At 42.6% G+C, this 24,284-nt stretch carries 20 protein-coding genes and 1 pseudogene; 15 read left to right on the top strand and 6 right to left on the bottom strand.

The genetic code is table 11. From position 1 onward, the window contains the following. Nucleotides 1–504: 504 nt before the first annotated feature. The 4 genes from RCH20_RS02185 to RCH20_RS02200 all read left to right on the top strand — a co-directional run bounded on the left by RCH20_RS02185 (nt 505) and on the right by RCH20_RS02200 (nt 5,003). Nucleotides 505–717 carry a PspC domain-containing protein gene (locus tag RCH20_RS02185; RefSeq protein ID WP_209956448.1) on the top strand — a complete coding sequence of 71 codons (213 nt, stop codon included), beginning with the start codon at nt 505–507 and terminating at the stop codon, nt 715–717. A 549-nt stretch (nt 718–1,266) separates the two neighbouring features. Beyond that, nucleotides 1,267–2,262, top strand: a complete 996-nt coding sequence (gene glyQ, locus RCH20_RS02190; protein ID WP_442793087.1) for a glycine--tRNA ligase subunit alpha — start codon at nt 1,267–1,269, stop codon at nt 2,260–2,262. 9 nt (nt 2,263–2,271) lie between these two features. Beyond that, the gene (gene glyS / locus RCH20_RS02195; protein ID WP_327192421.1) at nt 2,272–4,365 is read left to right on the top strand and encodes a glycine--tRNA ligase subunit beta; all 2,094 of its coding nucleotides are present in this window, start codon (nt 2,272–2,274) and stop codon (nt 4,363–4,365) included. A 302-nt stretch (nt 4,366–4,667) separates the two neighbouring features. After that, nucleotides 4,668–5,003, top strand: coding sequence for a hypothetical protein (locus RCH20_RS02200; protein ID WP_327192422.1), 336 nt, complete (start codon nt 4,668–4,670; stop codon nt 5,001–5,003). A gap of 19 nt (nt 5,004–5,022) precedes the next feature. On the opposite strand, the gene zapA is transcribed toward RCH20_RS02200, so the two are convergent. Next, nucleotides 5,023–5,487 (bottom strand): cell division protein ZapA, encoded by a 465-nt coding sequence (gene zapA, locus RCH20_RS02205; protein WP_327192423.1) that lies wholly within the window; start codon nt 5,485–5,487, stop codon nt 5,023–5,025. Between the two features lie 135 nt (nt 5,488–5,622). After that, the gene (locus RCH20_RS02210) at nt 5,623–6,105 is read right to left on the bottom strand and encodes a hypothetical protein (protein WP_209956452.1); all 483 of its coding nucleotides are present in this window, start codon (nt 6,103–6,105) and stop codon (nt 5,623–5,625) included. 212 nt (nt 6,106–6,317) lie between these two features. Here RCH20_RS02210 and RCH20_RS02215 point away from each other — a divergent pair, with 212 nt between their 5' ends. The 6 genes and pseudogenes from RCH20_RS02215 (at nt 6,318) to RCH20_RS02240 (ending at nt 12,009) form a co-directional block, all read left to right on the top strand. Beyond that, nucleotides 6,318–6,971: a UPF0149 family protein gene (locus RCH20_RS02215; RefSeq protein ID WP_327192424.1), complete on the top strand. Its 654-nt coding sequence runs from the start codon at nt 6,318–6,320 to the stop codon at nt 6,969–6,971. Nucleotides 6,972–7,582: 611 nt separating this feature from the next. Then, the gene (locus tag RCH20_RS02220) at nt 7,583–8,566 is read left to right on the top strand and encodes a formamidase (RefSeq protein ID WP_327192425.1); all 984 of its coding nucleotides are present in this window, start codon (nt 7,583–7,585) and stop codon (nt 8,564–8,566) included. 278 nt (nt 8,567–8,844) lie between these two features. After that, nucleotides 8,845–9,095: pseudogene (locus RCH20_RS02225) on the top strand (transposase); the annotation flags it as partial. A 209-nt stretch (nt 9,096–9,304) separates the two neighbouring features. Continuing rightward, nucleotides 9,305–9,787 (top strand): nucleoside deaminase, encoded by a 483-nt coding sequence (locus RCH20_RS02230; protein ID WP_327192426.1) that lies wholly within the window; start codon nt 9,305–9,307, stop codon nt 9,785–9,787. A 43-nt stretch (nt 9,788–9,830) separates the two neighbouring features. Continuing rightward, nucleotides 9,831–11,051, top strand: coding sequence for an acetylornithine deacetylase (gene argE, locus RCH20_RS02235; RefSeq protein WP_327192427.1), 1,221 nt, complete (start codon nt 9,831–9,833; stop codon nt 11,049–11,051). Nucleotides 11,052–11,268: 217 nt separating this feature from the next. Beyond that, nucleotides 11,269–12,009 (top strand): LysE family translocator, encoded by a 741-nt coding sequence (locus RCH20_RS02240; protein WP_209956456.1) that lies wholly within the window; start codon nt 11,269–11,271, stop codon nt 12,007–12,009. A gap of 270 nt (nt 12,010–12,279) precedes the next feature. Here RCH20_RS02240 and miaB read toward each other — a convergent pair whose 3' ends face one another. After that, on the bottom strand, nt 12,280–13,767 hold the full coding sequence (gene miaB / locus RCH20_RS02245; protein ID WP_327192428.1) for a tRNA (N6-isopentenyl adenosine(37)-C2)-methylthiotransferase MiaB: 1,488 nt from the start codon (nt 13,765–13,767) through the stop codon (nt 12,280–12,282). A gap of 943 nt (nt 13,768–14,710) precedes the next feature. Here miaB and RCH20_RS02250 point away from each other — a divergent pair. From RCH20_RS02250 to RCH20_RS02265, 4 genes are all read left to right on the top strand, one after another. Then, nucleotides 14,711–16,708, top strand: coding sequence for a lytic transglycosylase domain-containing protein (locus RCH20_RS02250; RefSeq protein ID WP_327192545.1), 1,998 nt, complete (start codon nt 14,711–14,713; stop codon nt 16,706–16,708). Nucleotides 16,709–17,210: 502 nt separating this feature from the next. Continuing rightward, nucleotides 17,211–18,023, top strand: a complete 813-nt coding sequence (locus RCH20_RS02255) for a ribonuclease T2 (RefSeq protein WP_327192429.1) — start codon at nt 17,211–17,213, stop codon at nt 18,021–18,023. Between the two features lie 417 nt (nt 18,024–18,440). Further along, on the top strand, nt 18,441–19,424 hold the full coding sequence (locus RCH20_RS02260; protein ID WP_327192430.1) for a malate dehydrogenase: 984 nt from the start codon (nt 18,441–18,443) through the stop codon (nt 19,422–19,424). A gap of 252 nt (nt 19,425–19,676) precedes the next feature. Beyond that, nucleotides 19,677–19,916, top strand: coding sequence for a DUF2789 family protein (locus tag RCH20_RS02265; RefSeq protein WP_209956461.1), 240 nt, complete (start codon nt 19,677–19,679; stop codon nt 19,914–19,916). 114 nt (nt 19,917–20,030) lie between these two features. Here RCH20_RS02265 and ribF read toward each other — a convergent pair whose 3' ends face one another. Next, a complete protein-coding gene (gene ribF / locus RCH20_RS02270) occupies nt 20,031–21,071 on the bottom strand; it encodes a riboflavin biosynthesis protein RibF (RefSeq protein ID WP_327192431.1) in 1,041 nt (346 codons plus the stop codon). 174 nt (nt 21,072–21,245) lie between these two features. Here ribF and RCH20_RS02275 point away from each other — a divergent pair, with 174 nt between their 5' ends. Then, the gene (locus RCH20_RS02275) at nt 21,246–21,872 is read left to right on the top strand and encodes a GNAT family N-acetyltransferase (RefSeq protein WP_209956463.1); all 627 of its coding nucleotides are present in this window, start codon (nt 21,246–21,248) and stop codon (nt 21,870–21,872) included. A gap of 35 nt (nt 21,873–21,907) precedes the next feature. Here the strand turns inward: RCH20_RS02275 and RCH20_RS02280 are convergent, their stop codons facing one another. Together RCH20_RS02280 and murJ are read right to left on the bottom strand one after the other, a co-directional pair. Beyond that, nucleotides 21,908–22,552, bottom strand: coding sequence for a hypothetical protein (locus RCH20_RS02280; RefSeq protein WP_209956464.1), 645 nt, complete (start codon nt 22,550–22,552; stop codon nt 21,908–21,910). Between the two features lie 126 nt (nt 22,553–22,678). Then, entirely contained in the window at nt 22,679–24,229 is a 1,551-nt protein-coding gene (gene murJ / locus RCH20_RS02285; protein ID WP_327192432.1) for a murein biosynthesis integral membrane protein MurJ, read from the bottom strand. Nucleotides 24,230–24,284 lie beyond the last annotated feature (55 nt).

The following is a 24,284-nucleotide window of genomic DNA, read 5'->3' on the forward strand; positions in this document are numbered from 1 at the left end:
TCTATCGTTAAGTAGACTATTTTAATGTTTTATTCATTAACTTTAACGCTAGCTGTTGATGCTGATTTTGTGTCATCTAGCTTTAAATATCTCAATAATCAATTACAAATAGTACTCAAGGAAAAGGGTGGTTAGGAGTGAGGCGAGTAGGCCGAAGAATAGCGAGCAACAATGGAATAATAAAATTTAAGTTAACGAATAAGTAAAATTCGATTTAAATAGCAGAAGGATGAGAGTAACAAAGCCGTTTTAGAAATATTTTGAAATAATTATTTAAAATCAGGCAGTTACGGGTAATAATGATAGGTTAGAGTAAGTTTGAGTATCATAAAGTCACAAATAATGCCTATACTGTTAACAGTTAATGCATGAATACTTGCTATAATTATTTATAAGTTAATAAGTCGTTATATTCAATCAAGACGGTAACAAGACAGTAAAGAGAAATATAACAATAGATTTAAATTTTCCTAAGAAGAACAGCTTAACAGAGAGGTATGAGATTTGGCTAAATTAGCAAAATTACATCGCTCGCAGAATAATCGCATGGTAGCGGGTGTGATGGGTGGTATCGCAGAATATGTAGGTTGGTCACCGATGTGGGTGCGAATATTATTCGTGGTCATCTCGTCGCTAAGCGCTGCGATGCCTGGTATTCTTATTTATATTATTTTATGGGTCATCATGCCAAATGCCTCAGACCAGTCACATGAATAAGCAATGAATAAGCAATAGTTTGATAGAGTATCTGACTACTAATAAATTTCAAAAATAAAAAGCCTGAATAATCAGGATACCCCAGATATACTTTTCCTCCTGCCCAGATGGTAATCCGTCTGGGTATTTTTTTACCCTAATCACTAGAATCTGAGCCTTAGATTTTAACCCCTAGATTCTAGGTTTTATCTATATCTATAGTCAATGAAAAGTAATATCGATACATAACCTACTGCTGGCATAATTTTTCTTGCTTGCTGTGACTACGCAGACAGAGGCTGCAAAAAGCTTATACCAGCAGTACCGTCGCGTTTTTAAAGTATTTTAACTATATCGCTAATCATTGTGAGTTTATTTCTAACGGCAACATAAATTTAGTTGCTGTAAATATAGATAAAATAGCCATTTTTTAGTAAGGTGAGCAGGTAAATAAATATGCAGTCAGATAGGCTGTATGAACTTGAGCCTGAATTCCGATCAAGTGCTATCTAATAATACTCATTCCACAGTGATTTCCCTATGACTTCCCAAGCTATGAATTCTGAACCCATGACTTTTCAAGATTTAATCCTGACTCTACAAAACTACTGGGCTGCTAAGGGCTGCGTAATATTGCAACCTTACGATATGGAAGTGGGCGCAGGTACTTTTCATACGGCCACTTTTTTGCGCTCGCTGGGTCCTGAGCGCTGGAATGCGGCTTATGTTCAGCCATCACGTCGCCCAACTGATGGTCGTTATGGTAATAATCCTAACCGCTTGCAACACTACTATCAGTTCCAAGTGGTACTCAAGCCCAATCCGCCTGATATTCAAGAGCTGTATTTAGGCTCACTAAAGGCTATTGGTATTGATCCATTGGTGCATGATGTACGCTTCGTTGAAGACAATTGGGAGTCACCTACGCTAGGTGCGTGGGGTCTGGGTTGGGAGATTTGGCTGAATGGTATGGAAGTCACCCAGTTTACCTACTTTCAGCAAGTGGGCGGTATCGAGTGCTTCCCAGTAACGGGTGAGATCACCTACGGCCTTGAGCGTCTAGCCATGTATGTGCAAGGCGTCGATAGTGTCTATGACCTAGTGTGGGCCGATGGCGAATTTGGCCGTGTGACTTATGGCGATGTGTTTCATCAAAATGAAGTAGAGCAGTCCACCTATAACTTTGAGCATGCTGATGTGCCGAAGATGGGCGAATTGTTTGACTTCTACGAGCAGCAAGCGGATAAGTTGGTTGATGCTGGACTACCCTTGCCAGCCTATGAGATGGTGCTAAAAGCCTCACATGCCTTTAATTTACTCGATGCTCGCGGTGCGATTTCGGTCACTGAGCGTCAGCGCTTTATTTTACGAGTCCGTACCTTGTCGCGTAAGGTTGCTTTTGGTTATGTTGAAGCGCGGGCAAAATTAGGCTTCCCGTTAGCAGATGAAGCGCATCGTCAAGCGGCCCTAGATAAGTATTTGCCTAAACAAGCGGGTGCTGATATTAATAAAGACGAGCAAGCTGCCAAAAATAAACCTGCTAAAAACAACAATAATAATAAATAGGCGCATTTCATGACTACCATCTTATTTGAACTGGGGTGTGAAGAGCTGCCTCCAAAGAGCCTAAAAAATCTGCGTGATGCGCTACAAGCGAGCGTCACTGAACAGTTGGGTGAGGCTGATATTCGCTTTGATAGCATGAAAGCTTTTGCTGCGCCGCGTCGTCTAGCGCTACAAATTCAGGGCATTAGTGATAAGCAGCCAGATCGTAGCGAGCAAAAACGTGGCCCTGCAATCAAAGCAGCTTTCGATGCCGAAGGTAATCCTAGTCGTGCCGCAATGGGTTTTGCTAAAGGCTTGGGTATCGAGCCGCGTGAGCTGATTACTATTAACACTGACAAAGGCGACTACATCGGCTACGAGCAAACTGTGCATGGTAAGGCGACCACCGAGCTGTTGCCTACTATTTTTCAAATAGCCCTTGATAATCTACCGATTGCTAAGCGCATGCGTTCCGGTTCGAGCCGAGATGAGTTTGTGCGTCCTGTGCAATGGGTAGTATTGATGCAAGATGACACAGTTATTGATGGCATGATTCAAGGTCATCAGACCGGCCAGCAGACCCGTGGACATCGTTTCCATAGTCCGGACTACCATACCATTAAGCATGCTGACGATTATGAGCAGTTGTTAGATGGTTTAAAAGTAGTGGCTGATTTTGATAAGCGCCAAGCGTTTATTAACAATCAAGTTCAGGCGCTAGCAGATGAAGTCAATGCCAATGCGATTGTACCGCCAGCATTGCTAGATGAAGTTACCGCTTTGGTTGATTTTCCGATTGCTCTACGAGCAAGTTTTGAGCCGCGTTTTTTACGAGTGCCGCAAGAGGCGCTGATTTCAACCATGCAAGCGGATCAAAAGTATTTTTGTCTCACTGATAAAGATGGCAAGCTCCAGCCTTATTTTATTTTTATTACCAATATTGAATCAAAAGATCCCAATCAGATCATCGAGGGTAATGAAAAGGTCGTCCGTCCTCGCTTGGCGGATGCTGAATTCTTCTTCTTACAAGATCAAAAGCAGCCGTTATCAGCGTTAACCGAAAGCTTAAAAACCCGCGTGTTCCAAGATCAACTGGGCACTATTTGGGAAAAGTCAGAGCGCATCGCTAAGCTGGCCGCTTTTATCGCGGCATTGTTACAACAGCAAGGCCAGCAAATTGATATAAATGAGACCACCCGCGCTGCAATGCTAGCTAAAGCGGATTTGGCCAGCTCATTGGTTGGTGAGTACCCTGAATTGCAAGGTATTGCTGGCACGTATTACGCGCGTCTTAATGGTGAGCCTGAAGCGGTTGCTGCAAGTTTAGAAGAGCAGTATCTACCCAAGTTCAGTGGCGATGTACTGCCGCAAACACCTATCGGTATATGCCTGGCGCTAGCAGATCGCTTGGACACACTAGTCGGTATCTTTGCGATAGATCAAGCGCCTAACGGTTCAAAAGATCCTTTTAGCCTACGTCGTTCAGCGATTGGCATCTTACGTATCTTGATTGAAAAACAACTACCGATTAATCTAGTAGCTTTAGTTGAGCAGGCAATAAACAACTATGTTAGCGCTGAAGATGGCAAAATCCATAATATGGGCGATACCTTCACTAAGGTAATGACCTTCTTACACTCACGCTATCGGGCGATGTATACTGAGCAAGGGGTCAGTGTCGATACTATTCAGGCCGTACAAGCGATTAATCCGCATATGCCGCTTGATTTTGATCAGCGTATTCGTGCGGTGAAAATGTTTAGTGAGCTGCCGCAAGCTTCAATGCTCGCTGATTCTAACAAGCGCGTGGCCAACATTTTAGCTAAATCAGAAGTGGCTGTTGCTGATAGCGTCGATGAGCTATTACTGTCCGAGTCTGCCGAACAAGCGTTGTATAGCAGCGTTCGTCAAGCGCAAACGGTTGTAACACCCCTACTTGAACAGGCTGACTATACTCAAGTGCTGCAAACCTTGGCCAGCTTAGATGAGCCGTTGACACAATTTTTTGATAGTGTGATGGTCAATAGCGACGATATGGCCTTGAAAAATAACCGCTTAGCGTTATTAAAGCAGGTACGCGCTTTGTTTCTAACGGTCGCTGATATTAGCGAATTACAGCTATAACTTTATTCTTATGAGTGAATCACTCTTACTTTAAGCACAAAAAACTGGCTGTGCTAAGCCAGTTTTTTTGTGTAATTATATTAAATAATTACTAATATTTTATTAGCCTAGCAACCACTAAATAGCGCAATGATTGTGCTATAGGCGTGAATTACAGTAAACTTTATATTATATCCCTAGCTCATTATTTATAACTTAGTAACCTCAGTTCACTCACCATTACTCGAAGGAGCACTGCCGTGTTTGCGATTATTATTATAATAATTATAATTTGGATCTCAATGTGGATCTTTTATAAAGTTATGTACCCACGCGCCCCAAAAAGCATGATGCCCCAAAAAGGTGACGTGACCGAGCCGCGCAATTGTAATTTTTGTGGTAACAGCTTAGCTGAGTATCGTGGTGTTATCGAGACTGCCCCTACCGAGCTTAACAGCAGTATAAATAGTGACATTACTAATGATAGTGTTAGTGATACTACTAATGATACTACCAATGCCGTTAGCGATACTATTAATACTGCTAGCGACCTTGACAGCCCTATCAAGGACAGTAGCACTAAGGCTAACGGTGAGCTATTTTTTTGCAACTACGAACATCAAGCTGATTTTCATGCCGGTAAAACTTACCAGTACTAGCGTTAAGTGGTCACTTGACCTATAAAATAGACTGCGCGTCTTGCATTATTTTACTTAACAGAGCCTCTGACTGCTTACTTTCATTTTGATGAGTATCACTGGTCTTTTCATGAGCGCTAATTTTTTCATATAAGTTTAAGCAGCATAATACCAGCAGATTTTCTTGGCTTAAGTTTGGTGCTTCTCTTTTAATATCGAGAACAAAGTTATTAATGTAATACACGGCTGAACGTAATTCTTGTTCTTCATTAATCGGACAATAAATTTGATAGGTTATGCCAGCGATGGCAATATCTACTTTTTTCATTTGCGGTTCAGGGGTTTTAGTAGCTGGTGTGCTGCTACCTGTTGTTGCCTGTTCGACGTTTATCTTATTGGGGGTGACATTTTGGGGCAGGGTGCGCTTAGTTTGATCCGTGGGCGCCGCCGCTTTTTTGTTTTCAAGCGGTGAGTTTTGATCAGCGTTGCTATTGTTGTCAGTCATAATAAGTCCTACAAAGTATCGTCATGAAGGTGAATAATCAATTAAGATAAATAATTAAAGCGCTAAAAGTATAAAATCATTTTTTGAGAGGCAAGGGTACTATTACTGTTTTGGCAAACCTTCGTCAATCGCGCATCAGCTTTCTATTTGATCAATATGGGTTAATCGTTTTAACACCACTTGCGTGCGCTCGGCTGCCAACTGATTTTTTTCTTGTAGGTCATGGTTTTGTTGTTTGATATCGCTATTTTGCTGCTTAATATTATTATTTTGTTGTTGTAGCTCATGGCCCTGCTGCTGAAGATTGTCATTATGTTGTTGTAGGGCACTGTTTTTTTGTCGCAAATCAGCCAGCTGTTTTTGTAACTTGTCTTGCTCTTCTCCAATCATATGATGAGCTTCGGCAAGGCTTTGATAGCGTTTATCGAGATCGCTCAACTGTTTTTTCGCGTTATCACGTTCTGTATGGCTGCTATCGAGCTTAGTATTAAGGACTGACAATTCTTTTGGATTGGTATTCGGTCGTTGTTTGATGCTGCTAAGTTCAGCACTGACCAGCTGATGCTGCTTTTTGATGTCAAGTATCGTTTTTTCTAATAGTCTGAGTTGGTCATACATAGTCAGTTTTTATCCTTAACCGGTGAGTGTGGATGAATTTTGGTCTATGCGTTTAATAATGCCATAGGTGACCGCATAATATCTATATCAACAAAGTAATTGCACTTATTGTGCTTCTTTTTTTTACTTTTATTAGTTACAGCGCTGCGCACATTGTAGGGCGGTAACTATTACTAATTAATTGGCTCTAATCAATCACTAGGATAACCGTTATGAATGATAATATCTCTGGCTGGAACACGTGGGCCGAAGCGTTTGATGAATGGACTGATGTGTCTATCAGTGAGGTGCATGGCCTAATGACCGGCTTGATGACGGCTTGTGAGGCTCCTGATGAGCAAGGTTGGGCGAAGGTGTTGGAAGAACTCAGCTTTGCACCGTTACCGGAGCCGGCCTTGACGCTGCTGACCGAAGAGGCGGAAGATACCGTGTTTCAGCTCAAAGATAAAGAGGATGCTTATTCCTTTATGCCACTGATACCTGATGATGAACATGACTTATACGAGCGTGTGATGGCTCTGAAACAGTGGGCTAACGGCTTTATGACCGGTTTTGGTATTACTGATTGCGGTCTGAGTGCTGAAGAAAATGAGATGCTCATGGATTTAGCCAAAATTGGCGCTATCCGTCTGGAAGATGATGAGGACTTTGAAGGTGGCGAAGAGTCTTATCTGTATATTTATGAGTTTGCGCGCATGGTCCCGGTCAGTTTTGCTACCCGTAAGCGTAAGCCTATTAAAGATTTAGCACTGATTTCAGGACTAAAAATGGATGCAAAAACCACCAAAGAACGCCAAGCGGAAGGCCAGTTGTCAAAGCCCACGCCACCGGTGGTTGATGTGATGAATCAAAATAACCCATCGTAAGAATATGGTGCAAATTTAAAATTAGTATCAATGAGTTGAAAGAAAAGTGGTATTACACTAAGTGTTGGAGTGTTCAAACAATTTAACCAAAAAAAGACACGCAATCTCCAATTTCTTTCACACTTGAATTGTCGAGAAACAAGTAAAGACAAGGAGATGCGTGCGCTTGAGTTTTGCCGTGAATTATATCAGCTGGTCGAATTGCCCGGAACTGCGGAGTTCTAAAAAGTGATGTGCACGTCCCGAAACTGGCAAACTGAAATCTTAAACAGTTTTGCATTCCCTTATTTCATCTCACCCCAATATTTGACGGGGAACCTTTTTGGTCGTATGATAAATGTAGAACGTTTCTCTACTCTATTAACGTGTGTTGTAAGCTTTATTACATAGGATTTGAGGAAGCACTCTATTTTATTGCCATTTTGTGCTTAGAGCCGTAAGGGCTTAGAGTTATGAGACTGATTCAATTTAGTGATATTAAAAAATAGAAATTAATATGTTTTTCCACATCTAATTCTTCAACCTTTTAAAATTATTATCTTATGTTTAAACCTAAAATTGTAGGGTAAAAGTAAATTGTTGAGTATAGTATATTTGAAAGGAGTTTTATAATGAATGGTCTTGGAGGATTGAATAAATCACCAAATGGAGTGATTCTAGGTTTAGTACAATTGCAATTACCAATAACAAAAACGAAAGATGACTTGACTACGCAAACCGAGAAAGTATGTGACATGGTTCGAAAAGCAAAACGGTTTATAGCACCCATTGATCTTGTCGTATTTCCAGAATATATGCTTCATGGACTTTCAATGGACATGAATGATGAGATTATGTGTGATATCGATGGACCTGAAGTGTCTGAGCTGAAAAAAGTTTGTAAGGAAAATGAAATTTGGGGATGTTTTTCAATAATGGAATATAACCCTAATGGAAATCCTTACAATACCGGATTAATTATAGATGATCAGGGCCAGATAAAATTAAACTGTCGAAAACTACATCCTTGGGTTCCTGTTGAACCATGGGAACCGGGTAATCTTGGCTTGCCTGTGTGTGACGGACCAAATGGAAGTAAACTAGGGCTAGTTATTTGCCATGATGGGATGTTTCCAGAGGTTAGTCGCGAACTTGCATATAAAGGTGCAGATGTTATTTTACGTACAGCTGGTTATACGCCACCCATTCGACATTCTTGGAAAATAACCAATCAAACAAACGCATTTTGCAACCTTGCATATACCGCGTCCGTTGCCATGTGTGGAAGTGATGGAACCAATGATTCAATGGGAGACGCCATGATTGTTGGATTTGATGGTGTAACACTCGTAGAAGGTAGTAACCGCGCTGATGAAATAATTACTGGAGAAGTTAGACCTGATTTGGTACTTGAGGCTCGGATCAACTGGGGAGTTGAAAACAACATCTACCAGTTGGGGCATCGAGGCTTTGTTGCCGTGGAAGGCGGAGTAATGGACGCCCCATACACGTATATGGACGATTTGAGAAACGGAACATATAGTCTCCCTTGGGAAGATAAAATTAAGCATAAAGATGGGCAAGCTTATGGTTTTGATGCCCCTCGAAAAAAATAAAGTTAGAAATCATACAACCCAATTTATACTCTATACATGTAAGCACTTACTATGTCGACACTCGTGAACTGAACTTTAAATGGTAGACACTTTAAAAAAAACGACCCATTTGTTTTTTCTGTTTTCAGACTTCGGTATACTAAATTTAGCGGTTCTACACTAAATTTGGAGTGTTCAAACAATTTAACCAAAAAAAGACACGCAATCTCCAATTTCTTTCACACTTGAATTGTCGAGAAACAAGCAAAGACAAGGAGATGCGTGCACTTGAGTTTTGCCGTGAATTATATCAGCTGGTCGAATTGGCCGGCATTGCGGAGTTCCAAAAAGTGATGTGCACGTCCCGAAGCTAGCAAACTGAAATCTTAAACAGTTTTGCATTCTCTTATTTCAACGGTTTTCTAGTAGGCATAAATAACCTGACAAAAGCAGTCAAACGGAATTCGTTCGGCTTTCAAACCTCACACGTGCACGCGCCAAAATACTATTGACACACAAATACAAGAGTATTGGCGTTCATGTGGGTTAAGGTGAAAAATATTTCACCTCACCCCAACATTTGACGAAGAACTAGAAAAGTTGAATGTGAATCATATGGCTTGTGAGTGTTTATACTTATTTATATTATCTTGTGAGTAGCGGGGTTAGTGGTTAGCCTGATGATTCGAAAGTATGATATGACTCATAGCGTTAGACGAATATAAAATATCAAAATAAAATAACAGGGAGAATAAAATAATGTTAACAGATACTGATAAACAATATTTGCGCCGCTGTATTGAGCTGGCTACTGAAGCATTAGATGCCGGTGATGAGCCGTTTGGTAGTGTGCTAGTCGATAGCGATGGCACCGTACTTAATGAAGATCGTAACCGCATTAACACGGTCGATGCAACCTATCATCCTGAGATTGCAGTCGCACGTTGGGCGGCAAAAAATATGACTCCAGAAGCGCGAGCGAAAGCGGTGGTTTATACCTCAGGTGAGCATTGTGCGATGTGCTCAGCGGCTCATGCTTGGGCAGGGCTTGGTCGTATTGTTTATATCAGCTCTTCTAAACAGTTGGGCGAGTGGATGGATGAAATGGGCGTAGAGTCAACATCGCCAATTACGTCGTTAGCCATTCAAGACGTGGCGCCGAATGTACCAGTCGAAGGCCCGATTACAGGCTTAGACGAAGAGGTAAAAGAGTTGCAGCGACGGGCACAGCAAAAAGACTAATAACACAAATCTCAATATCAATTTTATTTGATAAGGATGTTCAATGGCTTTTAATAATAGTGACCATCAGTCTCAACCTATTCCGTCTTATCCGCAGCAGAGTATTGATTGGCTCACATGCTTAATCGGCTTTGATACTGTTAGTCGGCATTCAAACTTAGCTTTAATCAACGAGGTTAAGGCTTATTGCGAACAGTTGGGATTGATAGTAACGCTGACCTTTAACGAGCTGCAAAATAAAGCCAATTTATTTGTTACTGTACCAGCAGGTAAAAATGCTGAAATAGTTGATGGCGGCTTAGTACTTTCAGGTCACAGCGATGTCGTGCCAGTTGATGGTCAAGAGTGGACGTCTGAGCCGTTTACCGCCACGATTCGTGGTTCGCGCTTATATGGGCGTGGGGCTTGCGATATGAAAGGCTTCATTGCTTGCGCGTTAACTCTATTGCCTGATGCGGCACAGCGGTCTAAAAATGGTCAGTTGCGTCGTCCGCTACATTTGGCATTGTCATTTGATGAAGAAGTGGGCTGTTTAGGGGCGCCTTTACTACTGGCCGATTTAGCTGCCCGTGGTATTACTCCAGAATATTGTATCGTTGGTGAACCCACCAATATGACTATGGTAGTAGCGCATAAAGGCATCGCTATCTATCGTTGCCGCGTACATGGTAAATCAGCTCATTCATCCTTGACGGCGCAAGGTGTCAATGCGATTAGCTATGCCAGCCGTTTGGTCGGTTATGTCGACACCCTAGCTGAGCAATTAAGCGGCCGTGATGATAACGACCCCTTGTTCGATGTGCCTTATTCAACCTTGTCAGTGGGTACCATACAGGGTGGCACGGCGACCAATATCGTACCTAATCTATGCGAGTTCACCTTTGACTATCGTAATCTGCCGCACATGACTCAAGCAGATATCTTGGCGCCGATCCAAGCTAAAGCCGCTGAGCTAACTGCGCAGATGCAAGCTCGAGCGCCGGAGACTAGCATTGAGATCCTACAAGAAGTAGGAGTACCCGCGATGACGGATAATGACAATGATGAGCTCCAAAGCTTGATAGCTGCATTGGTTGAAGATGACAAACGTCATAAAGTGGCTTATGCCACCGAAGGCGGGCAATTCACCAACGCAGGTATTCCAACGATTATCTGCGGACCCGGCAGTATCGAACAAGCGCACAAAGCAGATGAGTACGTTGAGCTGGATGAGATTGAGCGCTGTGATAGCTTCTTACAGCGCTTACTACAAAGCTGCTGCTAGTTAAATTTCGCTACTGTTATTTGCAAGCGAGCATTTTTATTTCTGCTAAGTGATAACTAAAATAAATCTTATGTTGAGTTGGCCAGATTATATGGTTACAGGGCTATTAATTATAAAGTACACCGTCTTAATGGCGGTGTTTACTTTTTACCGTCAAATTGTCTAGAGTCGCAGGATTCTAAACTGAATTTTCTAAATAATAAGGTAGGGTTGGTTGATGTCGTGGCATCTGTTGGCGGTATTTTTTGCAAGTACATTTTTTATCTCAGCTACCCCCGGCCCAAATATGCTATTGGCATTTCAATATGGACTAAACTATGGTGTTAAGCGGACACTATGGACTTTAGCAGGGTTGAGTCTTGGACTATTTATTCTGCTACTTTCTACTCTTTTAGGACTAGATGTTATTAGTCGGCAGTCGCCATGGTTACTGACTGTTATCAAGTCTATTGGCGCGTTATATTTGATATATTTAGGCGTTTCATCATGGCGTGATAATACTACTGATAATAGCTTGATGAATACTGCCAGCGCCATGAGCGCAGAGGTTGACGCCGAGCTGATATCGAGCTCTATAATGCCGGATAATAAACCCGCATCTTTACCACATTCACCGCCTAGAGCGGCAGCCAAAGCGATTCCTAGTGATTGGCTGCTATTTAGAACGGGTATTTGGGTATCGTTGTCTAATCCCAAAGCGATTTTATTTTTTGCGGCTTTTTTCCCTAAATTTATCAATTTCAGTGCGCCATTATGGCCACAATACATTATGTTGACCCTAGGTCTATTTTTGAGTGAAACCATCTGGCAGCTTATTTATACCCTTGGTGGTAAAAAGCTTGCGGGCTGGCTGGATGTTAGTGACCGCTTAGCTTGGCTCAACCGGGGTTGCGGGGTAATATTCATCTTAATTGCCGCTGCCTTGTTGGCTGATGTTGTGAGCAGCTTTATGGCTTGATTGGTTATTTGAGAGTTTAGACGTTGCTTAATATAGTTAAAATACCTTAAAAACGCGACGGTACTGCTGGTATGAGCTTTTTGCAGCCTCTGTCTGCGTAGGCACAGCAAGCAATAAAGACTTATGCCAGCAGTAAATTATGTATCGATATTACTTTTCATTGACTATAGCTAAAATAAAAGCTGCTAATAGCAAAGTATTAGCAGCTTTTTTATGTTTTATGTTTTATGATTTTAATGACAATGTACGCTCAATTGAGTTTGGGCTTACTTAAGCCAATATAGATTCAAGCTCACCTTTGACCATATGCGGACTGACGAAATCAGTGATACGGACGCTGACAATTTTACCCAGTAGCTCATCCATCTGTTCAGGATTATAAGGGAACATCACCGTACGCGTATTATCTGCGGTGCCTATTAGGCAGTCTGGATGACGATTGGCCACTTGCTCGACCAATACGCGGGCGGTCGTACCAACCATGTCATGCGATTTTTGCAGAGTAGAATCTATAATTACCTTTTGGAACTCAGCCAAACGGGCTTTTTTGGTCTTAAAGCTGACATCATCCGGTAGCTCTGCTGCTGGTGTGCCCGGACGCTTGGAATAAATAAAGCTATAAGAATGGTCGAAGTTTAAGTCTTTTGCCAATTGCAAGGTCTGCTGAAAGTCTTCATCGGTCTCACCTGGGAAGCCAATAATGAAATCGCTTGATAAATGAATATCTGGACGAATGGCTTTTAGTTTATCAATTTGAGTGATATAAACGTCAATAGTATGGTTGCGTTTCATCGCGGCCAATATGGCATTTGAGCCACTTTGTACTGGTAGATGTAGGTGCGATACCAGCTGTGGTAACTGTGCATAAGCATCGATGATATCATCAGTGAATTCTAGCGGATGGCTGGTGGTATAACGAATACGCTCGATACCATCCACGTGCGATACATAATGTAGTAGCTCGGCAAAGCGGCAAATACTGTTGTCATCTTTTTCGCCGCGATAACCATTGACGTTTTGACCCAATAGGTTGATTTCACGTATACCTTGAGCCGCTAAGCTGTCAATCTCGGCCAACACGTCATCAAGCGGGCGCGAGAGTTCTTCGCCGCGTGTATAAGGAACCACGCAGAACGAACAATACTTTGAGCAACCTTCCATGATAGAGACAAAGGCTTTAAAACCATCGACTTTTGGCTCGGGCAAAAAATCGAACTTCTCAATACTAGGGAAGGAGATATCAATCGTACCAATTCGGTTCTTTGGTGAAATGTGGCGCTGCTGGTTTGATTGATCATACAGCTCTGGTAGGCGATGCAAGGTTTGTGGGCCGAACACCATATCGACATAAGGCGCACGCTTTTGGATATTATCGCCTTCTTGCGAGGCCACGCAGCCACCGACCCCAATCACTAGGTCTGGACGTTTTTCTTTTAGTTTGCGCCAGCGGCCTAATTCTGAGAATACTTTTTCTTGTGCTTTTTCGCGGATAGAACAGGTATTCATCAACAATACATCTGCTTCATCTATATTATGGGTCACTTGCATACCATGCGAGTCGCCAAGGACGTCGAGCATTTTGTCAGAGTCATAGACATTCATCTGACAGCCTTGGGTGGCGATAAAGACTTTTTTTATTGCAGCGGCATTTACCTGCTCTGAAACCGGCGCTTCGATGGTAGCGACATTTACTTGCTCTGAAACTGGCGCTTCGAGTGCAGCGTCATTGATGCGGGGATTAAATACAGAAACACTCATAAGCGAAAGTCCATGATTAGCAAACAAAATATAGCGGCGGCAAGCCATTAATGGGTGGCGCATTTTATCATAACCATGGACTAATGTGAAAAGTAACGCGACATGATTAGATATAAGTATAAAAAATAATTATAATACTATCAATTGCTTATGAAATTTTATACTAATTTAGATGGTAACGGTCATTAAAGGAGCATTCTACCTAAGTTTTAATGGTTCCGTCGATAAGGTGAAAGATGTCTGAGTAACCCTAGTAATTGATCCGAGTATCACCCTTGTATTGCAGGTCGCTGTCCTGTTTATTTACAAATGGTAAGGGAGCTGGTTGAAAGTCAAAAAGATATAGTATGATGAGTATTGCGTTGCTGGCGGGATGTATTTTTTGACCTTCGAACGCCGCTGCTCGTTATGGCCAGACTCATTATCCTAGATACAGAGAATAGCTGTGTTTACCATGTTGGTGCTTTTGTTTAACAATTTTACTTAGCACGTCTTAATACAGTCAATGAAAAGTAATATCGATACATAACCTACTGCTGGCATACGTTTTTCTTACTTGCTGTGCCTACGCAGACAGAGGCTGCAAAAAGCTTATACCAGCAGTACCGTCGCGTTCTTAAGGTATTTTAATGATAGCTGTTTCAAAGACTGAGCCTCCGAGTTAAAAATACTGATCTTAAGATACAGTATTGTGCCCTGATGTTTAAATACTGCATTCTTAAAATACTTTATTATGAAAATTTCAGTACCAAAATAAAAAGTCAAATATTAAATAACCATTAAGATCATAAAGAGAGTAAGTATGACCAAGCATCGCGTTGCCAAGCCCATTCATGACAATACTAATGACAACCTTGTGGTACCCAATGGTCAAACCAGTCATAATTCTAGCCGATTTAATATTGGCTCACTGCGAGTGGGCACGCTTAGTTTGGCAACAGCGATGAGCGCGTTAGTGCTATCACAAGTGGCCTGTGCCGATCCGGCTCCTTATGATCCGGCTCTTTATGTTGGTAGCTATGATCAGCAGGACAGTAGTATCAACTCTTTTAGTGCCGCAGCGCAGGCAGCAAATCGTGGTGATATCAGCGCGTTGTATAACTATGAGCAGTTGATGAGTGGTGGTCTGTTTGCTATGTATCCTACTTATTGGCGTATGAATTTAGATTTGAATGCGCAAAGCTCGGCGGCCGTGTCACAATTTGTACGCCAATATCCCAATACTGTTATGGCAGAAAAGTTGGTGGCTGACTTTGCTGAGACTAAAGCTGCATCAGGTGATTATGCTTCCGTACGGCAGGTGGCTAATTTGATTACCAACGGTGATCGCAGTGAGCGCTGTGCGATTGGGCTGGGCTTTAATAATGGCGGCGACACCATGCGTGCCATGGCAGAGAAATCAGATGTTTGGCTGACTACCTTAAAGCAGCCGGCGCTGTGTGATCAGCTAGCAACTGAGATGAATAATAACGTGTTGATCAGTAATCAAGATCGCATGGCGCGTCTTAAGCGCATGCTGCGTAAAGGCAAAACTGGCGACATTATGGCGCTATCATCACGGCTTGGCACCCCGATTCCCTATTCAGCGTTGAGTGAAATCCAGCTGAACCCGAGCTCGTTTTTTAGCCGCTTTGGTATGCAACCTCAAAGCCAAACCAATCAGTATCTATATCTATATGCTATTGGACGTATCGCGGATAAATCCTATCGTGAAGCCGCGCTCCAGCTAGACTTTGATATTAAGCAAGACAATCAGCGTTCAGCCCGCTTATTGACCGATGATACGCGCCGTTATGCTTATCGTATTCTTGGCGTTCAGCGGATGAGTCATACCACCGATGATGGCTTTGACTCTGAGGCCGTTGACTGGTTTCGTAGCAGTCTAGATGATGACTTTAATTATGAAGAGGCCGAAGACTATGCCAAAGCGGCTATTCGCTTTAGTCGTTGGGATGATGTGGTTGAGGCCATTTCACGTATGGAGGCAGAAACTCAAAAATCCAGCCAATGGCAGTATTGGTTAGCACGCGCTTATGAGCAATCAAACGATCGTAGCAAGCGTAATACCGCTAAAAAAATGTACCAGCATCTGGCCAAAAGCAACGATTATTATGGCCTAATGGCAAAAGATAAAGTGGGTCAGCGTTTTGATGTTAGTCGTTTAGGCGGCAGTAACTTACCAAACGTTAGCAACGCTGACCGTGCTCGTGCCATGCAGGATCCGAACTTTGCTCGCGCTTTTGCCTTATATAACGCCGATGCTAGCCGTGCTTATGCCAACCGTGAATGGAACTGGGCGGTCAAGGTGGCACGTGATAATCGTGATGACAACCTAATTATTGCTGCCGCCCGACAAGCACATGATATGGGTTGGCTTGATCGTGCGGTCTATGCTGCTGATAATACTGATAGAGCCAGCAGTTTGGCCTTATCATATCCTATGCCGCACCAAGATGCTGTCGTACGGCATAGCCGGTCAGCAGGTATTGATCCAGCATGGGCTTATGGCATTATGCGTCAAGAAAGTCGCTTCGTGAGCTCAGCGCGCTCCAACGTTGGCGCCAGTGGTTTGATGCAAATCATGCCTGACACGGCAAAATATATTGCTCGTAATTTAGGCGAATCTTATAGTGCTAGCAATGCGAATAGCGGCGATACCAATATTCGCTATGGTACCTGGTATATGAGTGATATCTTGGGAAAGCTAAACCGTCAGTCGGTACTCGCCACTGCTGGTTATAATGCTGGCCCTAATAATGCTAGGCGCTGGCAGCCTACTTATGGCTCACTGGCTGCTGATCAGTATGTTGAATCAATTGCTTATCCTGAGACCCGTGATTACGTCAAGCACGTGATGGAAAATGCCACTATTTATAGTAGCTTACTCGGTAGTCCTCAACCTATTAGTCAGCGCATGGGCACAATTCCTGCAGCGTTTTAAGAAGATTTGCTAACGTTTAGAATTTTGTATGAGAAAGCCACCATTAATAACCACCATTAATAAATAGTTAGCTGCTATTGTGATAGATAGCATAACCGTTGACTTTTTTTTAAGAGAGCATTGAGCCGCTGGCGTTAATTTGCCAGAGGCTTATTAACAGGTAGCAGACGTTTACGAGGCTTTTACCCTTTGTGTTCTTAACTGACCTCAATTGGCTCTCTCGATTTTACTAGATGTTAATTCTGTTCTTTTTAGTGGAAAGCACATTTCTAATACTATTATGGTTGTCACAATTAAATAATTAGTCTTAAATTTACGTTTTTGCTATAGATTAAAAAAAGCATTTTGCTACCATTACCTTAGTAAGCGCCCGTATATTTCTATCAACCTATTTTATTATTAGTTCATCTAATATTGATATTTTAATCACCATAATCTGAGCCTATAGACCCTGTTTGATCACTGTCACATGCTTTGTTACTTACGATAATAAAAGTTACTTATGATTAAGAAATACTTAAATTTGCCGATATTATTACAAAATGGACATCAGTTATCTGCCAGTCCGGCGTTAAGAGTACGCCTGCTAAAGAGACTAAATGGCAACCAACTAACTATAAGCGCCACTTTATCAGGCCTTAGTCTATTAAAAGTCAGCCCGGCGGATAAAAAATATAACAAGTCCAATACAGCACTCAAAATTGCCGGTTTACTGTTATTACCAGGGCTCATGCTAAGCTCAGCACAAGCGGCCAATGCGGCTAAGACCGGCCAACGAGTCTTGATGATTGAGATGACCCCAGCCCTATGTAGTCTGCAGCCTTCGCGAGCGCGTATGCGTCAATGCTTAGAGGGTTACTCTCTAACGGTCTCTGGTCTCGATCTCGGTTATGGCGAACGCTGTGGACGGGGTAGCGAGCCACGTTTAACGCCATTACAGTTAAAAGTGGTCAACCGTATCATGCCTGACACCACTGTCCGTACTCAAGCGTGGCAACACTACGGCGCTTGTAGTCCGTTAAGTGCTAGCAGTTATTTTCGCCAGATCGTCAATCATGCTGGAGCATTAAAGCTACCCAATGAGTTGAATACGGGCAATACCTATACCGTTTCCAAATTACGCTTTATCAGTCAAATGACTCGCTTGAATAGTGGAATGACCTCAGCCAGTATTGACTTGATTTGCCAAGCGGGCAGTCGACGTCAGACCATGCTTACCGATGTTCACGTTTGTTACGAAGGCAGCCAATTTGGCACTTGCAACAAGGTAGTAGATAACTGCGGCACAAATTTTATTATCTCAGGTGGTAAATAAGGTCTCCTGCAACACTTTATTGGTGAGAATTTTTTTCAAAACACTGTCATTCAAAATACTGTCATTCAAAATACTGTCACTCAATATATTTCTCCTACTTAAATATAACTTTACTTTAAATAATCTTAATAAAGTGGACTCTAAGCCGTTTTTTAGCCCTCTCTGCTCTCTTTTATTATAACTTTCCTCCCCACCCGCAAATTTTAGACTGTATAAAATGTAACAATATAGTCATTAATAGGCATCGGATTGTCTCTAGACGATTCACCAAATGAAGTGCTACACTAGCTTTCGGTTTGTAACCACTCTCATTGAACAATTCTATATCTAAAATCACTATGTTTAGATGATGTTTAGATGGACGACTATGTTTAAAATGAAGACAAAATTATCTAATAATTAATTAGGGAATATTCTATGAAACAGCCTGTACGTGTTGCCGTGACTGGTGCCGCTGGTAATATCAGCTATGCTATGCTTTTTCGTATTGCATCTGGCGAAATGCTAGGTAATGATCAGCCTATTATTTTGCAATTACTTGAAATCGCCCCAGCACTTGATGCACTTAAAGGTGTGGTCATGGAATTAGAAGACTGTGCATTTCCTTTAGTCGCAGGTATTGTACAAACTGACGATGCCACTGTTGCTTTTAAAGATGTCGACTATGCTTTGCTGGTAGGCTCACGTCCTCGTGGCCCAGGTATGGAACGTAAAGACTTATTAGAGGCCAATGCTGCGATTTTCTCAGCACAAGGTAAAGCCTTGAATGACGTGGCAAGCCGTGATGTCAAAGTATTAGTCGTGGGCAACCCTGCTAATACCAACGCCGTTATCGCTCAGCGTAACGCACCAGATCTAGACCCACGTAATTTCACTGCTATGACTCGTTTAGATCACAACCGCGCGATGGCACAGTTGGCCGAAAAAACCGACACCACCATCAATGACGTGAAAAAAATGATTATTTGGGGTAACCATTCATCTACTCAGTATCCTGATTTGACCACTTGTACTGTAAATGGTAAGCCAGCTCTAGATCTAGTAGATCGTGATTGGTACGAAAACACTTATATTCCAGAAGTCCAAAAACGTGGTGCTGCAATTATTAAAGCGCGCGGCGCTTCTTCTGCGGCCTCTGCTGGCAATGCTGCTATTGCACACGTACGTACTTGGGTAATGGGCACCGATGATAACGATTGGGTATCAATGGGCGTTTACTCTAACGGCGAATATGGTATTGCCAAAGGCTTGATTTACTCGTTCCCATGTACTTGCAAAAATGGCGACTGGTCTATCGTTGCTGACCTTGATGTGTCATCTGATTTCTCGAAAGAGAAAATGGCGGCTACTGAGCAAGAACTTAGCGAAGAGCGTGATGCCGTGTCGCATCTACTGCCATAAGTAGACAGGCTGTTAAACCACTAGCGTTATAGAATAAAAAAGCCCTCTTCATTGAGGGTTTTTTTGTCTTTTTATTTATTGGACAACATTGACGTTAACATAACTGGTAACGTTGCATAACAGCTTTTGAGGTAGAGCTTGCTACAATAAATTGCGACGCAAGCCTTATGTCCTAAGGAAATATAAACAACGTATAACCAGCAATAAAAATTGAAACAGTACGATCGACCACAAATCCTCAAGGAGAAAATTATGTTAGGTGACCCTGATTATAGTATTAATGACTTATTTGCCCAGTTGGGATTGGATAGCTCAGATGCGGCTATTGACGCCTTCGTAGAAAAAAACCAGCTAGCAAAAGAGGAAAAGCTGATAGAGTCTGATATTTGGAAGGACAATCAACGCATGTTCTTGCAAGAAGAATGGACCAAAGATGCCGCATGGGTTGAGGTTATCGATGACTTGAATGTACGTTTGCATCCAAGTGCGTAATTGATCGTCAGTGACGACTCGCTAAACTCAGTACCTTGAACCAATAGTATTGATTGAATACAAAAAAACCCACAATGCTTATGCTTGTGGGTTTTTTAAATTAAGTGCAGGTTTTTAATTAAGCTGCTGTGACCGCCATTCAAGTAAATCTGCCACATCGCTATGGATACCGGTTTTTAGTGCCTCTAACCCTGCGTAATTACGCTCACCATGTAAGAAATGCAAAAAACGTACGTGCAAAGTTTGATCATATAAATTCGCTTGGAATTGCGGGAAGTGAATCTCTAAGCGCCATTCATCGCCTTTATTCACAGAAGGTCTAGTACCAACACTGGCAGTACCAAATAAGCTATCAGGACGCAGACCGGCTACCCCTGTTTGTTCATTGTCTGCTAATTCGGTTAAGCCATTAGGTATGACCTCTCCAGAATCATCCAAACGTACGACATCTACCGCAAAGATACCGTGCAAGGCAGGTTTGATTCGCGCCAAATCTATATTTGCGGTCGGGAAGTTCATCGTGCGCCCGATTTTATCGCCGCCAATAACTGGACCAGTGATAGCATAGTCGCGTTTAAGTAGCTGGTTAGCAGCGTTGATATCACCGGCCAATAGTAAATCACGAACACGAGTAGAACTGATGCGCTTAGCGGTATCTGTATCGTCAGTGACCGTATGTAAATTAGTTACCTGCAAGCCATATGCCCGTAAAAATTGACTGTCACCAGTACGATCGTGGCCAAAACAGAAGTCATCGCCTAATACTAGGGCTTTTACATTTAAGCGTTGCGCTAAAATGTCAGCAAACGCTTGCGCTGATAGCGCCCGAAAATTAGTATCAAAGTTGGCTACAATTAAGGTCTCAACTCCAAATTCTGCCAATAAAGCTTGTTTTTCTGCTAAATTAGTTAAACGTGCAGGAGCGGTTGCTGGCGCAAAAAATTCACGTGGCTGAGGCTCGAATACCATCACTGCCGCACTCAATTTTTGCTGTTCCGCCAAACTTTGGACTTGGGCGAGCATCGCTTGATGGCCCAGATGCACACCGTCGAAGTTACCAATAGTGAGCACACAAGGCGCTAACTCTATTAGTTTAGTATCTGTGAGCGTCGCGTTTGGTAACGCAATCAATTGTTCAAGAAAATAGGTATTCATAAGTTTGCAGCTATGATAAGACCAAATAAGAAATGAAGAAACACGTCTATGATGACATTTGAGGTGTCTAAAGCTAGTCATTATAAAGTAAAATAGCACCACTCACATCATTAACGCCCAAACTCTAAAAACTGATCATTGTTTATAAGTCATTCACTAATTATGAGAACTATTATGTCCGACATCAACGCTGCGCCGACCATGTTATCTGTAGATAGGCTTACTGACCAGTTTATAGTACAGCGTGCAGGCATAGAAGACCTTTCAGTTATCTTAGCCATTTATAATCAAACCATTGCTGGCAAACAGGCCACGGCCAACCTAGTACCAGTCACCAGTGATGAACGCGCTGCTTGGTTTGAGGACCATCTCAATAATCCTACCCGTCCAATCTATGTGGTTAAAACAGTAAACGCCATTAACCACACCGATCCAACCGATCAGATTGACGCAATGGAGCCTACATCAATAATTATTGCTTGGGGCAGTTTTAGCGATTTATATGCGCGTACTGCCTATAACATCAGCAGTGAGATTAGTGTTTATTTGCATTACGACTATCATGGGAGAGGGCTTGGTAAGTTATTAACCCGTTGGATGCTAACGCAAGCGCCAAGCCTGGGTATTCAAAATGTGGTAGCGCTGGTCTTTGCTCACAATCAACCCAGTCTCGGTCTATTCAATAAGCTCGGCTTTGAGCAGTGGGGATATATGCCACAAGTGTGTGACATGCAAGGTTTTATCGCCGATGTTGTTATGCTTGGCAAAGCGCTTGCTGTAGATAACAGTAACCAAATTTAGCCTGTTTCAGCTCTCAAACTTTGTAGTGGCTATTTTTAGCCCAAAATTTTCCATTCACCATTTATTTTCTGTAACTCATAGGTCAGTGGTACAGGCTCATTTTGGTCTTTTAGCCTCAGCTCACCAGAGATAGAGGCGCGAGTTTTATCGCTACTATATTTGGTATCAGTAATAGTGACCCCAGCAACGGTTTGCTGAAAGGCATATTGGGTTTTGGTCAGCTCGTCCACGAAGTTTGCCATATCGACTTTATAATAGGTCGCGGCCTGTTTGACATCGCCATAATATAAAGTATCGAGCGCTTGCTTGACCGTATCCTCAGGCGTACCTGCTTGAGTGGGATTGGACACTAGGCTTGGCTGCTTAGTAGCCGCTGTTAATGGATTAACATTATCGCTACTAATGGCCGTTTCACTTTTATCTTCAAGGCCATCTGTTATCTGTACACCTCTATTGTCAAGAATGCTTGCAGTGCTCTCAGCATCAGGCGCTTCTGCATCTTGAGTGGCCACTGCTGCCGTATCATTCGTATTATTCTCAACATCCATTGCGGTCTCAGCGCTATCGTTGCCGTCATTTTTATCACTATTACTGCAACCACTTAATAGCAGTCCTACACTGAATACACCAGTAGCGATTACTATTGGTAAGCGTTGAAATGTTAACTGTTTAGTGTTCATATCAAACCTCAAATTTCATTTATACATGGATAGTTAATTATGGCAACTATTAGTACCGTTAACAGTCCATTATTCATTTAAGCTTGTGCCTGTTTGGTAAAGTAGCACCACATTAATAGGAGTCATTTAACCATGTTTAAGCTGGTGCGGACGAAAGCCACTGGCCAATAACACGACGCCATAGACGGCTGCGCCAACGCTACACATAATGAGCAGCGCAACCAAACGCTGCCATTGTGCCTCGCCGGTGGGGAAGTAGGGCAGCATCACATAAAGTACGCCGACCATGGCGCTGGTGGCCATTACAAACTGCGCAAATAGCTTCTTCCAATGGCTACCAAAACGGAAAATATCTCGTTTGTGTAAGAAATAGTATAATAGACCGGCATTAACAAAAGAAGCACCGGTAGTGGCGAGTGCTAGACCACCGTGTAGCGGAATCTCAAGTAAATAAAATATACCAATAAAAATAACGCTAAAAACCATATTAGCAAAGACTGAAATAATACCGATTTTCACTGGTGTTCTGATATCTTGACGGGCAAAAAAGGCTGGAGCGAATACTTTAATAAGCATAAAGCCTAAAATACCACCTGCCATACTACGTAGCGCAAGCGAACTCATTTGCGCATCACGCATAGTAAACTCACCGCGTAAGAACAGCGCCTGCATCAGCACATCAGAGAGCATAAACAATGCGGCGGCGGCGGGCAGACCGACCACCACAATCAGTCGCGCCGCCCAATCAATGGTCTTTTTAAAGGTGACATCATCTTTTTGGGCTTCACTTTTTGACAAGCTCGGTAGAATAACCGTACCAATTGCCACTCCAATCAGTCCTAATGGTAGCTCACTCATACGCTCAGCAGCATATAACCAGGAGACTGAACCACCAATCATAAGCGAGGCAAATATAGTATTGAGCAGCAAGTTAATCTGAGTAACCGATACCCCAAAAATAGCAGGAAGCATCAACTTTAGGATGCGTTTGACGCCTTCATGCTGAAAGTCGATTTTAGGTAGGACCAACAGCTTTTGTTGCGACAACTGTGGCAGTTGAATCAATAACTGTAATAAGCCAGCGATAGCCACTGCGTAGCCGAGCGCCATAATGGGCGTTTCGAACATCGGCGACAAGACCAGCGCTGCGCCAATCATACACAGGTTTAATAATACCGGTGCAAAAGCAGGTGCTGCAAAGCGACCGTAACTTTGTAAAATACCACTGGCAAAGGCGGTCATCGAGATAAATAATAAATAAGGAAAGGTTAGGCGCAATAGTTCTGCTGTGATAGCAAACTTATCGGGCTGATCCGCAAAGCCGGGCGCAAATAAAGTCACTACCCAGGGTGCCATCAACATAACTACCACGGTAAGCATCGATAAAATTAGCAACAGTGCCCCTGAAGTGCGACTGACCAAGATCTGTACCTGTTGTAAGCTATATTTTTCTTTGTATTCGGACAACACGGGTACAAAGGCTTGGCTGAATGCGCCTTCAGCAAATAGCCGCCGCAAAAAGTTAGGTATCTTAAAGGCGACCAAAAAGGCATCCATCAAACCGCCTGCACCAAAAACACTTAATAACACTATGTCACGTACCAATCCTAAAATACGCGACAACATGGTCATACTGCTGACCACCATGGTTGAACGAAATAACCGACTTTTTGCCATGAGAACCTATTGTGCCTATTGGTTTGCTAAGTTATCTATCAACTTACTAAGGTCA

This window comes from Psychrobacter sp. PL15, assembly GCF_035984995.1.
Classification (GTDB): Bacteria; Pseudomonadota; Gammaproteobacteria; order Pseudomonadales; family Moraxellaceae; genus Psychrobacter.